A 16,138-nucleotide genomic window follows, 5' to 3' on the forward strand; every position below is an offset into this window, starting at 1 on the left:
ATTCGGTGTAGTTTCTGGCCAAGCCACCTGTCGCACCGTCAGAGCACTACGCGCGTACTACGAGGGAGTCGGTCGCATGGCCGGAGGGCGCAACACCGCTTCAGCAGCAGCCGGGCGGGGACCGGTGACGATCAGCTTCGCCGGGTACAACCGCGCGTGGGCGGGGTGGATCGCCAGCCGGCTGGAGCGGCACGGCCTCCAGGTGTCGATGCAGCGCTGGGACGTCATGCCGGGCACCAGCATCGAGCAGGGCCTGCGCGACCTGCTGCTGTCCGACGGCCGGGTCCTGGTGGTGCTCAGCGAGTGGTACTTCCGGCTCGGCCCGCGTGACCCGGAGGAGTGGAACGCCGCGCTGCGCGAGGTGGTCCCGGCCCACAGCGACCGGTTCGCCGCGGTGTGCGTCACCGCCGCCTCCCTGCCCAGCGCCGCGGCCTCGCTGGCCGCGGCCGACCTGTGGGGCCTGGGCGCGGTGGAGGCCGAGCGGCGGCTGCTGTCCCGGCTGGGCGTGCCCGCGTCGCGCTCGTCGGCGGGCGACACCCTCAGCGCAGCCTCCGGTCCGCGCTTCCCGCTGGAGCAGCCCGCCGTCTGGGGCGGGGTGCCGCGCCGCAACACCCGTTTCACCGGCCGCGAGGCGCTGCTGTACGGCCTGCACCAGGAGCTGACCGCCGCCGAGCCCGGCGCGGCCGTCGCCACCCTGCACGGCCTGTCCGGCGTCGGGAAGACCCACATCGCCACCGAGTACGTCTACCGCTTCGGCCCCGAGTACGACGTGGTGTGGTGGGTACGCGCCAGCGAGCGCGGCACCCTGCGCGAGAAGCTCGCCGGCCTCGCCCCGGCCCTCGGCCTGGTCACCGGGCGGGAGTACGGCGAGCGGCTGCGGGCGGTGCGCGACGCGCTGCGCCGCGGGGACCCGTACTTCCGCTGGCTGGTGGTGCTGGACGGCGCGGACCAGCCCGAGGAGATCCACGACCTGGTGCCGACCGGACCGGGCCACGTGCTGATCACCTCGCAGAACCGGGAGTGGAGCGAGCACAACAGCGCCCTGATCGAGGTGCCCGTCTACGACCGGGACGAGTCGGTCGCCTTCGTGCGCCGCCGGGCGCCGCGGATGGACGACGCCGACGCGGACAAGCTCGCCGAGGCGCTGGGCGACCTGGCGCTGGCGCTGGACCAGAACGCGGGCGCGCTCAACGACTCCAACATGCCCGTCGACGACTACATCGAACTCCTGCGCCACGGCGCCGACGTGGAACCCAACCTGAAGGTCGCCGCCGACTTCCAGATGACGTACTTCACCGCCTTCTCGATACTCCTCAACCGGCTGCGCGAGGACAAACCCGAAGCGGTGGACCTGCTGCGGCTGTGCGTGTTCTTCGCGCCCGGGCCGATCCCGGTCCGGCTGCTGCGCGACCTGCCGATCCGCGACGTGCCCGAGGAGCTCGCCGGGCTCATCGAGGACCCGCTGCTGTGGAACTCGGCGATCGGCAAGCTCGCCCAGTGGTCGGTGATCCAGTCCGACCCGCAGGAGACCGACACCGAGGAGTCGGCTGGCTCCGCCGACGTCATCCAGATGCACCGGCTGGTCTACCAGGCGGTGCGCGCCGACATGCCCCGGGAGGAGCGGCTCTCCTACTCCCGGGTGGTGCGCAAGCTGCTCGCCGCCGCCGACCCCGGACGGCCCAACGACACCCGGCTGTGGCCGCGCTACGCCGAGATCGTGCCGCACCTGGAGGCGTCCGGCGCGCTCGGCTCGACCAACCCCGACATCCAGCTCACCGTCCTGAACTGCCTGCGCTACCTGACCGCCTCGGGCGAGTACCGCACGGCCCGGCGGATCGCGGCGACCGCCGTCGAGATCTGGCCCCGGCTGCTGGAACCCGGCCACCCGCGGCTGTGGGACCTGCTCCACAACCAGGCCAACGCCATCCGGGCCACCGGCGACTACACCACCAGCGAGGCCATCGACCGCCGCGCCCACGCCCGGCTGAGTGCCGACAAGGGGCCCAACGACCTGCTGACCCTGCGCGCGGCCGGCAGCCTCGCCGCCGACCTGAGGGCCCTGGGACGGTACGGCGAGGCGCTCGACCTGTCCCAGCGCGTCCGCGACGGCTACGGCGAACTGCTCGGCGCGCAGGACCCCCGGACCCTGGTGGCCCAGAACAACATCAGCGTCACCTACCGCCTGCTCGGCCGCTACCGCGACGCCATGCAGCTCGACCAGCAGACCATGGAGGCCCTGCGCGAGCAGTTGCGCGACCGGCACAACCTGACGCTGTCCTCGGAGAACTCCTTCGCCCACGACCTGCGCCTGCTCGGCCGCTACGAGCAGGCCACCTCGGTCCAGGAGCGCAACGCCGAGGTCCACCGCACGGTGCTGGGCGCCGACAACCCGCAGACGCTGCGCGCCGAGCACAACCTCGGGCTGTGCTACCAGCGCGGCGGCGACCGGCCGCGTGCCGCGAACCTGCTCGCCCGGCTGCTGGAGCGCTGCGACCGCGTGCTCGGCGACAGCGAGCCGCTGACGGTGCGGGTGGCGGCCACCCTGTCCACGTTCGAGCGCGAGCACGGGGACCTGGACCGGGCCCGTGAGCTGGGCGAGTCCGTACTGGAGCGCTACCGGGCGCAGTTCGGCGAGGGCCACCCCTACACCGCGGGCGCGCTCGCCAACCACGGACTGCTGCTGCGGGCGGCCGGCGAGCGCCAGCGGTCCCACATCGAGGTCGAGGACGCGCTCGCGGCGATGGCCCGCACGCTCGGCGAGGACCACCCCTGGACGCTGGGCTGCGCGCTCAACGCCGCCGCCGCCCGCAACTTCAGCGGCGACCCGGAGAGCGCGGGCGAGCTGAGCCGGGTCACCGCGGACCGGGCCGTCGCCGGCCTCGGCAAGGACCACCCGCTCACCCTGTCGTGCCGGATCGCGCTCGCCACCGACCTGCGGAACCTGCGCAGACGGCAGGAGGCCGACAAGATCGAGGAGGAGGCGCTGGAAGCCCTCTCCCAGACCCTCGGCCCGCAGCACCCGCACACCATCTCCGCGCGCTCCCGGAGCCGTCCGTACTGGGACTTCGAGCCGTTCAGCTCCTGACCCGGAGCGGGAACCGCCGGCGGCCCCCCGCCCGTGCTGGGCAGGGGGCCGCCGGCGGCGTGAACGGGCCGGTCAGATCTCGAAGACCTCGTTCACCAGGTTCTGCTGCTGCTCCTGGTGCCGCTTGGCCGAACCCACGGCCGGCGACGACGAGGACGGACGCGAGACCCGGCGCAGCCGGTCCGCGTTGTCCGGGGCGGCGCCCAGCACCAGGTCGAGGTGGTCGATCAGGTTCAGCGCGATGAACGGCCACGCGCCCTGGTTGGCCGGCTCCTCCTGGGCCCAGACGAACTTCTGCGCCTTGGTGAACGGCGCCAGCGCCTGCTGGATCTCCGCGCCCGGCAGCGGGTAGAGCCGCTCGATCCGGATGATGGCGACGTCGCCCGCGCCGCGCTTCTCCCGCTCGGCGATCAGGTCGTAGTAGACCTTGCCGGTGCAGAAGACGACCTTGCGGACCGCCTCGGGCTGCACCGTGGTGTCGCCGATCACCGGCTGGAACTGGCCGGTGGTGAAGTCCTCGGCCTTCGACGCCGCCGCCTTCAGCCGCAGCATCGACTTCGGGGTGAAGACGATCAGCGGCTTGTGGTGCGGGTTGTGCACCTGCCAGCGCAGCAGGTGGAAGTAGTTCGCCGGGGTGGTCGGGAACGCGACCGTCATGTTGTTCTGCGCGCACAGTTGGAGGTAGCGCTCGATCCGGGCCGAGGAGTGGTCCGGGCCCTGGCCCTCGTAGCCGTGCGGCAGCAGCAGGGTGACGCCGGAGGTCTGGCCCCACTTCTGCTCGGCGGCCGAGATGTACTCGTCGATGATCGAGGAGGCGCCGTTGGCGAAGTCGCCGAACTGGGCCTCCCACATCACCAGCGCGTCCGGCCGGGCCAGCGAGTAGCCGTACTCGAAGCCCATCGCCGCGTACTCGCTGAGCAGCGAGTCGTAGACGTTGTAGCGGGCCTGGTCCTCGGACAGGTACAGCAGCGGGGTGTAGTCCTCGCCGGTCACCCGGTCGATGAGCACCGCGTGCCGCTGGCCGAAGGTGCCGCGCCGGGAGTCCTGGCCGGCCAGCCGGACCGGGGTGCCCTCCAGCAGCAGCGAGCCGATCGCCAGCGTCTCGCCCATGCCCCAGTCGATGGTGCCGTCCTCGACCATGGCCGCCCGGCGCTGGAGCTGCGGCAGCAGCCGCGGGTGCACCGTGACGTGGTCGGGGATGTTCACCTGGGACTCGGCGATCCGCTTGACCACCTCGGTGGAGACCGCGGTCGGCACCGCGACCGGGAACTCGGGCTGGTTGTCCTGGCTCGGGCTCTCCGCCGGGGCGGCGACGGCCTCGCGCACCTCGGTGAAGACCTTCTCGAGCTGGCCCTGGTAGTCCTGGAGCGCCTGCTCGGCCTCTTCCAGGGTGATGTCGCCGCGGCCGATCAGCGACTCGGTGTAGAGCTTGCGCACCGAGCGCTTCTTGTCGATCAGGTCGTACATCAGCGGCTGGGTGAAGGCCGGGTTGTCGGACTCGTTGTGGCCGCGGCGCCGGTAGCAGATCAGGTCGATCACGACGTCCTTGTTGAACGCCTGCCGGAACTCGAAGGCCAGCCGCGCCACGCGGACCACGGCCTCCGGGTCGTCGCCGTTCACGTGGAAGATCGGCGCCTCGATCATCCGGGCCACGTCGGTGCTGTACATCGACGAGCGCGCGGACTCCGGGGCGGCGGTGAAGCCGACCTGGTTGTTGATCACCACGTGCACGGTGCCGCCGGTGCGGTAGCCGCGCAGTTGCGACATGTTCAGCGTCTCGGCCACCACGCCCTGGCCGGCGAAGGCCGCGTCGCCGTGCAGCGCGACGGGCAGCACCGTGAAGTCGGTGCCGGCCTTGTTGATGACGTCCTGCTTGGCGCGGGCGATGCCCTCGATGACCGGGTCCACGGTCTCCAGGTGCGAGGGGTTCGCGGCCAGCGACACGTTGATCTGCTCGCCGTCCAGGCCGGTGAAGGTGCCCTCGGCGCCCAGGTGGTACTTCACGTCGCCGGAGCCGTGCATCGACTTCGGGTCGAGGTTGCCCTCGAACTCGCGGAAGATCTGCGCGTACGACTTGCCGACGATGTTCGCCAGCACGTTCAGCCGGCCGCGGTGGGCCATGCCGATGATGACCTCGTCCAGCCGGGACTCGGCCGCCGCGTCCAGCACCGCGTCCAGCAGCGGGATGACCGACTCGCCGCCCTCCAGCGAGAACCGCTTCTGGCCGACGTATTTGGTCTGGAGGAACGTCTCGAACGCCTCGGCGGCGTTCAGCCGGCGCAGGACGCGCAACTGCTCCTCGCGCTCCGGCTTGGCGTGCGGGCGCTCGATGCGGTCCTGGATCCACTTGCGCTGCTTGGGGTCCTGGATGTGCATGTACTCGACGCCGACGGTGCGGCAGTACGAGTCGCGCAGCACCCCGAGGATGTCGCGCAGCTTCATCAGGGACTTGCCGGCGAAGCCGCCGACCGCGAACTCCCGCTCCAGGTCCCACAGGGTGAGCCCGTGCTCCAGGACGTCGAGGTCCGGGTGCTTGCGCTGGCGGTACTCCAGCGGGTCGGTGTCGGCCATCACGTGGCCGCGCACCCGGTAGGAGTGGATCAGCTCGAAGACCCGCGCGGCCTTGGTGACGTCGTCGTCGTGCGCGGTGTCGATGTCGGTGCGCCACCGCACCGGCTCGTACGGGATGCGCAGCGCGGCGAAGATGTCGTCGAAGAAGTCGTTCTCGCCCAGCAGGAGCTGGCTCATGATCCGCAGGAACTCGCCTGAGGCGGCACCCTGGATGACCCGGTGGTCGTAGGTGCTGGTCAGGGTCATGACCTTGGAGATGCCCAGCTTGTTCAGGGTGTCCTGGGAGGTGCCCTGGAACTCGGCGGGGTAGTCCATGGAGCCGACGCCGAGGATCACCGACTGCCCGGGCATCAGGCGCGGCACCGAGTGCACGGTGCCCAGCCCGCCGGGGTTGGTCAGCGAGGCGGTGACACCGGAGAAGTCGTCCATGGTGAGCTTGCCCGAGCGGGCCCGGCGGACGATGTCCTCGTACGCCTGCCAGAACTCGAAGAAGTTCAGCGTCTCGGCCTTCTTGATGGCCGCGACCACGAGCTGGCGGTCGCCGTTCGGCTTCACCAGGTCGATGGCCAGGCCCAGGTTCACGTGCTCGGGCTTGACCAGCGTCGGCTTGCCGTCCTTCAGCGCGAAGGAGTGGTTCATCGACGGCATCGTCTTCAGCGCCTGCACCATGGCGTAGCCGATGAGGTGGGTGAAGGAGACCTTCCCGCCCCGGGCCCGCTTGAGGTGGTTGTTGATCACGATGCGGTTGTCGAAGAGCAGCTTCACCGGGATCGCCCGCACCGAGGTGGCGGTGGGCAGCTCCAGGGAGGCGTTCATGTTCTTCGCCACGGCGGCGGCCGGGCCGCGCAGCGGCACGTACTCCGTCTCGGCCGGCGCGGCCGCGGCAGCGGCGGGCTTGGCGGCCGGGGCGGCGGCGGGCTTGGCCGCGGGCGCGGGAGCCTGCGCGGCCGGCTTCGCGGCCGGGGCGGGAGCCTGGGCGGCCGGTGCCGGAGCGGCCGCCGGAGCCGGCTGGGCCGGGGCGGCGGGCGCGGCCGGAGCCGGCGCGGGAGCCGCGGCGGCCTGCGGGCCGGCGGGGGCGGAGGGCGGGGTGGAGCCGGGCACGCCCGCGCTGGCGCGGGCGGCGGCGCCCGAGGCACCGCCCTGCCCCGCGGGGGCGGCCGGAGCGGCGGAGCCGTCCGGCTTGTAGTCGGCGAAGAAGTCCCACCAGGCTCGGTCTACCGAGTTCGGGTCCTGGAGGTACTGCTGGTAGATCTCGTCCACGAGCCACTCGTTCGGGCCGAAGCCCGCTGCGGGGCCCTCGCCCTGCGCTTGGTGGTCGGTGGAGACACTGGAGCTATTGGGGGACTGTGGCGACACGGCGGCAACCGCCCTCTTCCGCTTCACAAGGTGGTGGACAGCGGGAATAAAGGCTACGCCTACATGAGGGCTTCACGCAGTTTAGGGGGGCAGTCGTCGCGCAAGTCACACCCGAGGAGTGGTTTCGCGACGGATCGTGGCGGGAAAGTGGTCCCTCTTGTGGGTCGGCCGGACCGGTGGCCCACGCCGTACGCCCGGACGGCGCTCGCGCCGGACGCCCCGGCGTCAACGCGGCTGCCCGGGCCTCCCCGGGAGGGTGACGTGGATGCGGCAGCCGCGTGGGGATTCGGCCACCTCGATCCGCCCGCCGTGCAGATCCACCGCCCAGCGCGCGATCGCCAGGCCCAGACCGGTGCCGCCGTCCGTGCCCGGATGCGAGCCGCGGTGGAAGCGGTCGAAGACCCGGACCCGGTCCGCCTCGGGGATGCCCGGGCCCTCGTCGCGCACCTCCAGGTCCAGGCTGCCGGGCGCCGGGCCGCCGCGGGCGCGCACCGTCACCCGGCCGCCTGGCGGGCTGTGCTTCATCGCGTTGTCCACCAGGTTCGCCACCACCTGGTGCAGCCGCTCCCCGTCGGCGTAGGCCACCAGCTCCGGCGGCGACACGTCCAGGTGCAGCGGCACGTCCGCTCGGGCCCGGGTGTGGGTGCCGCCGGAGCCGCCGCGGTCCGCGCCCAGGCTGGCGGTCTTCAGCACCGCCGACAGGTACGGCCAGACCTCGAACCGCTTGGCGTCCAGCCGGACCGCCCCGCTGTCCAGCCGGGACAGGTCGAGTAGCTGGGTGACCAGCTTGCCCAGCCGCTCGGTCTGCTGGAGGGCCAGCCGCATCGTCTCCGGGTCGGCGGCCGAGACGCCGTCCACCACGTTCTCCAGCACCGCGCGCAGCGCCGCGATCGGCGTGCGCAGCTCGTGTGAGACATTCGCCACGAGTTCCTTGCGGTGCCGGTCCACGGCGGCCAGGTCGGCCGCCATCCGGTTGAACGTCTCGGCCAGCTCGCCCACCTCGTCGCGGCGCATCCTCGCCACCCGGCGGGTGTAGTCGCCGCCGGCCATCGCCCGCGCCACCGCGGTCATCTCGCGCAGCGGCGCGGTCAGGTTGGTGGCGACGATCTGCGTGATCAGGAGCGAGGCGATGATCGAGAAGATCGTGATCACCCGCAGCTCGGTCCTGGAGTGGATGGCCAGCGTCACCAGCAGCGTGGTGATCATCACGGAGGCGATCACCAGCGCCTGCAGCGCCGCCTTGATCGAGCGGGTCGGGTCCCAGGGGCGCAGCGCCTCCCACAGCCTGCGCAGCCAGCCGCGCACCACGACCCGGAAGGGCCGCCGGCCGTCGCGCGGCGCCCGGCGGCGGGTCCACCACGACGCGCCCAGGGCCCGCGCCGGGTCCCGGGTGCGCGCGGGGTCCCGGATGGGCCCCGAGGTCATGACGTCGGGTTCTCCAGGGCGTACCCGACACCGTGCACGGTGCGGATCCGCTCCGCGCCGATCTTCCGGCGCAGCGCCTTGACGTGGCTGTCCACGGTGCGGGTGCCGGACGCGTCGGTCCAGTCCCACACCTCGGCGAGCAGTTGCTCGCGGGAGAGCACCGCCCGCGGCTGGTGGGCCAGGCACACCAGCAGCTCGAACTCGGTCGGCGTCAGGTGCACGTCGGCGCCGCCGACCCGCACCCGGCGCTGGGTGTGGTCGATCTCCAGGTCGCCCAGGTGGATGCTGGCGCCGCGGACGGTGGAGGCGGCGTCGGCGGCCCGCTCCACCCGGCGCAGCAGGACGTGCACCCGCGCGGCCAGCTCGCGCATCGAGAACGGCTTGGTCATGTAGTCGTCGGCGCCGACGCCGAGCCCGACCAGCATGTCCGTCTCGTCGTCGCGCGCGGTGAGCATCAGCACCGGCACCGGCCGGTCGGCCTGCACCCGGCGGCAGACCTCCAGCCCGTCGTACCCCGGCAGCATCACGTCCAGTACCAGCAGGTCCGGCTGCCAGCTGTGGGCCGCGTCCACCGCGGAGGGCCCGTCGCCCGCCGTGCGCACCTGGAACCCCTCCGCCTGGAGGCGGGCCGCGATCGCCTGAACTATCGTCTGGTCGTCCTCGACCACCAGGACCCGGCGCTGCGCGCCCGTTGTCTGTGCGCTGTCCACTTCCGCTTCCGCCCCACAAGCTCGTCTGTTACCGGCAGCGTACGGGGCGGGCCACTGCCCTGACTATGACGCCTTCACGCCTTGACGGCTATGTGCACCACATCGGGCACGCCACGCGAGACCGGAACCTCCAGGGTGCGCACCCCGGAGTACCCCGCTCCCCGGAGAGCGGCCTCGAAGGCGGCCGAGGGCTGAGCCGACCACACGGCCAGGACACCGCCGGGACGGAGCAGCTCCCGGCAGTCGTCGAGCCCGCTGGGACTGTAGAGACTGCCGTTGTTGTCGGTGACTGTCCAGTCCGGGCCGTTGTCGATGTCCAGGCAGAGCGCGTCGTAGCCGCCGGCCGGCGGCCCCGCGGCGGGCCGCGGCGCGGGGGGCGTGCGCAGGTAGGCCAGCAGGTCGGCGTGGATCAGCCGCACCCGCGGGTCGTCCAGGGCGCCGGCGGTGTGGGCCGCGAAGTGGCCCGCCCGGTGCCAGTCGATCACGGCCCGCTCGCGCTCCACCACGTCGATGCGCGCCCAGCGCGGCCGGGACGCTGCCCGGGCCAGCGAGAACCCCACGCCGAGCCCGCCGATCAGCACGCTCGCGCCGTCCCGGCCGGCCGGCAGCGCGTCCAGCGCCGCGTCGACGAGCAGCCGTTCCGAGCGGCCGTCGGAGGTGTCCATCAGGAAGGTGCCGTTGGCGATGATCTCCAGGTGCGGGCCGCGCCGCCGCAGCACCGCCTCGCCGTACGGGCCCTCGCGCCGGTCCAGCACGACCGCTTCATCCGTGTTCGCTGCCGCCATGACCCCATTTTGACGGACCGCGGGGAAAGCCATGGCCACCCGTCGGCCGCCGGGTCACCGGGCGTTCAACCGCCGTACCGGAGGACTTCCGTTGAACTGTGCTCGCAGATGGTCCGGGCGCCGGGGCCGCGGCGTAGGTTCCGCCCATGTCGCCCATACTGAACAACCCCGTGGCCAAGCGGCTCCTGCGTCCCGCCGCCTCCCTCGTCGACCAGCGCGTCCAGCGCCCGGTCTCGCGGCTGCGCAAGGAACTGGACAGCCTGCGGCGGGAGGTGAAGGACCTGGACCGGCTGCGCCGGCAGGTCGAGGAGCTGCGCGGCCAGGAGTACGCCGTCGGGCTGCTCTTCGACCGGACCGGCCGCAGCGGGCCCCGGCTGCCCACCGCGGCGCAGATCGACCGGCTGGTGGCGGAGGTGGCGCAGGTCAGCGGGGTGGACCCGAAGCTCGCCCGGCGCAACGTCACGATCGCCTTCCGCAACGTGATCGCGCTGGAGGCGCTGGCGGTGGGCCGGCTGGCCGGCTCGACCCAGAACGTCTGCGGCAAGCTCGCCACGGTCCCGCTGCTCGACCCGCCTGGCGCCCAGGTGCTGGAGATCGGCACGCTGTACGGGCTCTTCTCGGCCACGCTGCTGCGGATGCTGCACCGGGCGGGGATCGAGCCGGAGCTGACGATCGTGGACCCACTGGTCGGCACCCAGTTGCAGCCGGGCGGCCTGGAGGGGCTCGACCCCACCGGCACCCCGGTCCGGCTGGACGTGGTGCGGGCGAACCTCGCGCTGGGCGGGAAGGCGGGGGAGCGGGCCCGGGTGCAGGTCGGCTTCTCCGGCGACCCCGAGGTGCGGGCGGCGGTCTCCGACCGGGAGTACGGCGTGATCGTGATCGACGGGGACCACTCCGCGCAGGGGGTCACCGAGGACCTGGAGTGGGCCGAGGAGATCGCGGCGCCCGGGGCGATCGTGGTGCTGGACGACTACGGCGACAACAAGTGGGCGGGCGTCCAGCAGGGCGCGGACGCCTACCTCGCCGGGTCCACCCGCTTCGAGCTGGTCGGACGGGTGTCGACCTCGGCCTTCCTGCGGGCCCGCGCCTGACCCCCCGGGGCCCCGGTCCCTGATCGCTCAGGGCGAACGCGGACCGGGGAACACCGGCACGGCCCTTTGCATTGAGTGAGGTGTACTCAACTTGCTTGCAAAGGGAGCGATCATGGCGTTCGAGCCGAAGAGTTCCAACCTCACCCTCCCCGTACTGCCCCTCGACGGCGAGGTCGTGCTGCCCGGCATGGTGGTGCCGCTCGACCTGACGGACGGCGAGGTCCGGGCCGCGGTGGAGGCCGCCCAGGCCGCCCACTCCGGCCGCGGGTCGGGCAAGCCCCGCGTCCTGCTGGTCCCGCGGGTCGACGGTGCCTACGCCGCCGTGGGCACCCTCGGCACCGTCGAGCAGGTCGGGCGGCTGTCCGACGGCGACCCCGGCGCGGTGATCAAGGGCCGCTCCCGGGTGCGCATCGGCGCCGGCACGACCGGTCCGGGCGCGGCCCTGTGGGTGGAGGGCGCCGTGGTGGAGGAACCCGCGCCGCAGGAGGCGCCCGGCACCGTGGCCGAGCTGATGAAGGAGTACAAGGCGCTCGCCACGAGCTGGCTGCGCAAGCGCGGCGCCTGGCAGGTGGTCGACCGGGTGCAGCAGATCGACGACGCCGGGCAGTTGGCCGACAACTCCGGCTACTCCCCGTTCCTCGGCGTGGAGCAGCGCGTGGAGCTGCTGGAGACCGCCGACCCGGTGGCGCGGCTGCGGCTGGCCACGCAGTGGCTGCGCGACCACCTCGCCGAGCAGGACGTCGCCGAGACGATCCGCAAGGACGTCCAGGAGGGCATGGAGAAGCAGCAGCGCGAGTTCCTGCTCCGCCAGCAACTGGAGGCCGTCCGCAAGGAGCTGGCCGAGCTGAAGGGCGACCCCGACAACGAGACGGACGACTACCGCGCCCGGGTGGAGTCCGCCGACCTGCCGGAGAAGGTCCGCGAGGCGGCCCTGAAGGAGGTCGAGAAGCTGGAGCGCTCCTCCGACGCCTCCCCGGAGGGCTCCTGGATCCGGACCTGGCTGGACACCGTCCTCGAACTGCCGTGGAACACCACCACCGAGGACACCTACGACGTGGCCGGCGCCCGTGCCGTGCTGGACGCGGACCACGCGGGGCTGGAGGACGTCAAGGAGCGGATCACCGAGTACCTGGCGGTCCGCAAGCGCCGGGCCGACCGCGGCCTCGGCGTGGTCGGCGGCCGCCGCGGAGGCGCGGTGCTGGCGCTGGTCGGCCCGCCCGGGGTCGGCAAGACCTCGCTCGGCGAGTCCGTGGCCCGCGCGATGGGCCGCACCTTCGTGCGGGTGGCGCTCGGCGGCGTCCGCGACGAGGCCGAGATCCGCGGCCACCGCAGGACGTACGTCGGCGCGCTGCCCGGCCGGGTGGTGCGCGCGATCAAGGAGGCCGGGTCGATGAACCCGGTCGTGCTCCTCGACGAGATCGACAAGGTCGGCTCGGACTACCGGGGCGACCCGGCCGCCGCGCTGCTGGAGGTCCTCGACCCGGCGCAGAACCACACCTTCCGCGACCACTACCTGGAGGTCGAACTCGACCTGTCCGACGTGGTGTTCCTGGCCACCGCCAACGTGCTGGAGGCCATCCCCGAGCCGCTGCTGGACCGGATGGAGCTGGTCCGGCTGGACGGCTACACCGAGGACGAGAAGGTCGTCATCGCCCGCGACCACCTGCTGCCGCGGCAACTGGAGCGCGCGGGCCTGGACGCCGACGAGGTGCGCCTGGAGGAGGACGCGCTGCGCCGGCTGGCCGGCGAGTACACCCGTGAGGCGGGCGTGCGGAACCTGGAGCGGACCGTCGCGCGGCTGCTGCGGAAGATCGCCGCTCAGCACGAACTCGGCGACCGGGAACTGCCGTTCGCGGTCGGCGCGGACGACCTGCGGTCCCTGATCGGCCGGCCGCACCACGTGCCGGAGGCCGCACAGGACCCGGAGGAGCGGCGTACCGCGGTGCCCGGCGTGGCCACCGGCCTCGCGGTGACCGGCGCCGGCGGCGACGTGCTCTACATCGAGGCGTCGCTGGCCGACCCGGAGACCGGCGGGTCCGGGCTCCAGCTCACCGGCCAGCTCGGCGACGTGATGAAGGAGTCCGCGCAGATCGCGCTGTCGTTCCTGCGCTCGCACGGCGCGGAGCTGGAACTGCCGGTCGGCGACCTGAAGGACCGCGGCGTGCACCTGCACGTCCCGGCCGGAGCGGTGCCCAAGGACGGCCCGAGCGCGGGGGTCACCATGACGACCGCGCTGGCGTCCCTGCTGTCCGGCCGCCGGGTCCGCACCGACGTCGCCATGACCGGCGAGGTCTCGCTGACCGGGCGGGTGCTGCCGATCGGCGGGGTCAAGCAGAAGCTGCTGGCCGCGCACCGCGCCGGGATCACCACCGTGGTGATCCCCAAGCGCAACGAGGCCGACCTCGACGACGTGCCCGCCGAGATCCTCGGCGTCCTGGACGTCCACCCGGTCAGCGACGTCCGCCAGGTGCTGGCGCTCGCGCTGGAGTCGGCGGACGCCCCCGCCGAGGATGTCCCGCTCGCGGCGTGACAGCGCCGGAAGGAGGCGGCCCCGCGGGGAACTCCCCGCGGGGCCGCCTTCCCGTCGTGCTCGGCCGGCCGCCGGCCGGGGACGGGCCGTGACCGGTGGCGGCGCTCAGCCCAGGGCGAGGGCCTGAAGGCGGCTCAGGTCGCCGTTGAAGTAGTCCTGGTCGCCGGGGAAGGTGCCGGAGTCGGCGTGCTGCCAGAACGTGTAGTAGCCGTAGCCGGCCGGCAGGGTGCCGGCGCTGGTGGAGTACTTCGCGATCCAGAACGGGCTGGTGGTGGCGAAGCCGCTGTTGTTGCCGGTGCAGGTCGACCACCAGTCGTAGGTGGAGTAGATCACCGGGTAGACGCCCTCACGCGCGTGGTACTCGTTCGCGAAGGCGTGGATCCAGCTCACCATGCTCGCCTGGCTGAGGCCGTAGCAGGTCGCGCCGTAGGGGTTGTACTCGATGTCCAGCGCGCCCGGCAGGGTCTTTCCGTCGGCCGACCAGCCGCCGCCGTGGGCGATGAAGTAGTCGGCCTGCGTCGCGCCGGCGGAGGTGTCCGGCGTGGCGAAGTGGTAGGACCCGCGGATCATCCCGACGTTGTACGAGCCGTTGTACTGCTGGGCGAAGTCGGGGTTGGTGTAGGTGGTGCTCTCGGTGGCCTTGACGTAGGCGAACCTGCCGCCGTTCGCCCACGTGGTGGCCCAGTTGACGCTGCCCTGGTAGCCGGACACGTCCATGCCGAGGGTCTGGGTGGCCATCGGGGTGACGGCGCCGGAGCCGGCGGAGCCGCTCGTGTCCGAGCCCTCGTGGGCCGGGACGGTGGAGCCCATCCAGTCCAGTTCCGGGTGGGTCAGGTGGCCGGCGCCCGCCGCCGAACCCGTCGCGGCCGCCGCATGGGCCGCTCCGGGCGCGGTGAACGCCAGGGTGAGCAGGGAGACGATCAGGCCGACGAGAACCGCCAGCCGGGTTCTTGCCGAGCCGGTGCCGTGCACGACGGAGAGGACTCCGTGGGACATGCGTGCCTCCAGGAGGGGCAGGTCGGGGGACTCGCGACGTCATGGTGTGGTCATGACAGAAGTGACGGTACGGTCGGCGCTACGCGCGTGGAAAGAGGGGCCGGGAACCGCCGTTGGTCTACGCCTGCGAAATACTTGACGTGCTGCGGAAACCACCGTGCGTGAAGAGAACTTTCAGCCGTTGAAAGCGGGGCTCCAGTGACCCAAGCGAACCGCACCGCGCACGAAACGGGCGACACGGACGGAACGCAGCCGGCGCCCGGCGACGGCGTGGCGGGCACCCTGGAGCGCGAGTTGACCGTGCTCTTCCGCCGGGCCCGGGCCGCGTCCGGCGAACTGGCCCGCGAGGTGCACCCGGGTCTGGAGGCCGCCGCCTACGGCCTGCTGGTCCGGCTGCACGAGGCCGAACCCGAGCGGGCCACCGACCTGGCGGCGTACTTCGGCGTGGGCAAGGCCACCATGAGCCGCCAGCTACGGGCGATGGAGCAACTGGGGCTGGTCGCCCGCGACCCCGACCCCGCCGACGGCCGCGCCTACCTGATGCGGCTGACCGACGAGGGCCGGGAGCGCTTCGCCCGGGTGCGCCGCGCGCGCCGCGAGCGCTACCTGGGCCAGCTCGCCGCCTGGGACCCCCGGGACGTCGCCGAACTCGCCCGGCTGCTGCACCGCCTCAACGCCACCCAGTCCGGCTGAGGGCCGTCCCGCGATCCCGACGGATCGTGCCGGCCCTCAGAGCTCCACCAGGACGGCCGTCGCGTCGTCGTGCTGCTTGCCGGGCGGCGGCTGCTCCGCCTCCAGCGCGCGGACCCGGGCGAACAGCCGCTCCGGGCCCGCCTTGCGCAGCAGCGCGAAGGTGCCGGCCCAGTCGTCCACCCGGTAGTGCTCCACCGCGCGTGCCGCGCCGTCGGTGAGCACGGCCAGCGCGGTGACGTCCGCGCGCGGCAGCCGGCCGGTCACCGCGCGGCCCGCCACCGACGGGTCGGCCGCCGCCGTGAAGAAACCGCCCTCCTGGTTCCGCAGCGGCGCCAGCCGCAGCCCCTGCGCGCGCAGCCGGTCGATCCGGTCGTCCAGGACCGCCGTCACCACCCCTGCGGTGTCCTCCACCAGCAGCGCCGAGTCGGACAGCACCAGGTACTCCACATCCGCCGCGTTCCAGCGGGCGAGGACCACCGTGGCCTGCGGAGTCAGTTGGTGAGAAAGATCACAGGTGTCCCGGTGCGCGTGCGCGGTCCGCGCGATCGCCTCCGCCAGGCAGTCCGCCGGCGCCACGTCACGCCGGGCGGTGAGCAGTTCGAGCAGCGCCCCGCCCAGCCGCGCGGTGAACCAGGGCACCGAGTGCACGCAGCCGCCGTTGTCCGGCGGGGGCGTCACCCCGTCCAGGACCACCACCGCCCCGCCGGCGCCGGACGCCGGGAGCGCCACCGCCGCGAAGTCCTCGTTGGGCACGCCCGCCGTTCCGGGCTCGGTCGCCGTCTCGATCCGCATGGGTCCAGTCTCGCAGCCGGTTGGTCCGTACCGCGGCAGCGCCCTGCTGTGCGCGGGCATCCTGCCAAAGCGGAACGACCTGTGCCAGCGGCTGACGGAAGGCC

At 72.9% G+C, this 16,138-nt stretch carries 10 protein-coding genes; 4 read left to right on the forward strand and 6 right to left on the reverse strand.

The window, feature by feature from the left end; genetic code table 11:
• Positions 1-76: 76 nt before the first annotated feature.
• Positions 77-3,085 (forward strand): FxSxx-COOH system tetratricopeptide repeat protein, encoded by a 3,009-nt coding sequence (gene fxsT / locus RVR_RS24605; protein WP_202236093.1) that lies wholly within the window; start codon positions 77-79, stop codon positions 3,083-3,085.
• A 72-nt stretch (positions 3,086-3,157) separates the two neighbouring features.
• On the opposite strand, the gene RVR_RS24610 is transcribed toward fxsT, so the two are convergent.
• The 4 genes from RVR_RS24610 to RVR_RS24625 all read right to left on the reverse strand — a co-directional run bounded on the left by RVR_RS24610 (position 3,158) and on the right by RVR_RS24625 (position 9,932).
• Positions 3,158-7,012 carry a multifunctional oxoglutarate decarboxylase/oxoglutarate dehydrogenase thiamine pyrophosphate-binding subunit/dihydrolipoyllysine-residue succinyltransferase subunit gene (locus RVR_RS24610; RefSeq protein WP_202236094.1) on the reverse strand — a complete coding sequence of 1,285 codons (3,855 nt, stop codon included), beginning with the start codon at positions 7,010-7,012 and terminating at the stop codon, positions 3,158-3,160.
• A 225-nt stretch (positions 7,013-7,237) separates the two neighbouring features.
• The gene (locus RVR_RS24615; protein WP_202236095.1) at positions 7,238-8,437 is read right to left on the reverse strand and encodes a HAMP domain-containing sensor histidine kinase; all 1,200 of its coding nucleotides are present in this window, start codon (positions 8,435-8,437) and stop codon (positions 7,238-7,240) included.
• A complete protein-coding gene (locus RVR_RS24620; protein ID WP_202236096.1) occupies positions 8,434-9,147 on the reverse strand; it encodes a response regulator transcription factor in 714 nt (237 codons plus the stop codon). Before RVR_RS24620 ends, RVR_RS24615 begins: the two co-directional genes overlap by 4 nt.
• A gap of 74 nt (positions 9,148-9,221) precedes the next feature.
• A complete protein-coding gene (locus RVR_RS24625) occupies positions 9,222-9,932 on the reverse strand; it encodes a spermidine synthase family protein (RefSeq protein WP_202236097.1) in 711 nt (236 codons plus the stop codon).
• A gap of 146 nt (positions 9,933-10,078) precedes the next feature.
• On the opposite strand from RVR_RS24625, the gene RVR_RS24630 reads away from it, so the two are divergent.
• Together RVR_RS24630 and lon are read left to right on the forward strand one after the other, a co-directional pair.
• Positions 10,079-11,023: a class I SAM-dependent methyltransferase gene (locus RVR_RS24630; RefSeq protein ID WP_202236098.1), complete on the forward strand. Its 945-nt coding sequence runs from the start codon at positions 10,079-10,081 to the stop codon at positions 11,021-11,023.
• Between the two features lie 112 nt (positions 11,024-11,135).
• Positions 11,136-13,553: an endopeptidase La gene (lon, locus tag RVR_RS24635; protein ID WP_202236099.1), complete on the forward strand. Its 2,418-nt coding sequence runs from the start codon at positions 11,136-11,138 to the stop codon at positions 13,551-13,553.
• Positions 13,554-13,658: 105 nt separating this feature from the next.
• Here the strand turns inward: lon and RVR_RS24640 are convergent, their stop codons facing one another.
• Entirely contained in the window at positions 13,659-14,549 is an 891-nt protein-coding gene (locus RVR_RS24640) for a lysozyme (protein ID WP_202236100.1), read from the reverse strand.
• Between the two features lie 270 nt (positions 14,550-14,819).
• On the opposite strand from RVR_RS24640, the gene RVR_RS24645 reads away from it, so the two are divergent.
• A complete protein-coding gene (locus RVR_RS24645) occupies positions 14,820-15,242 on the forward strand; it encodes a MarR family winged helix-turn-helix transcriptional regulator (RefSeq protein WP_237405398.1) in 423 nt (140 codons plus the stop codon).
• Positions 15,243-15,278: 36 nt separating this feature from the next.
• Here RVR_RS24645 and RVR_RS24650 read toward each other — a convergent pair whose 3' ends face one another.
• Positions 15,279-16,034 carry a protein phosphatase 2C domain-containing protein gene (locus RVR_RS24650; RefSeq protein WP_202236102.1) on the reverse strand — a complete coding sequence of 252 codons (756 nt, stop codon included), beginning with the start codon at positions 16,032-16,034 and terminating at the stop codon, positions 15,279-15,281.
• Positions 16,035-16,138: the final 104 nt, after the last annotated feature.

The sequence above is a fragment of the Streptomyces sp. SN-593 genome, assembly GCF_016756395.1.
In the GTDB taxonomy this organism is placed as follows: Bacteria; Actinomycetota; Actinomycetes; order Streptomycetales; family Streptomycetaceae; genus Actinacidiphila; species Actinacidiphila reveromycinica.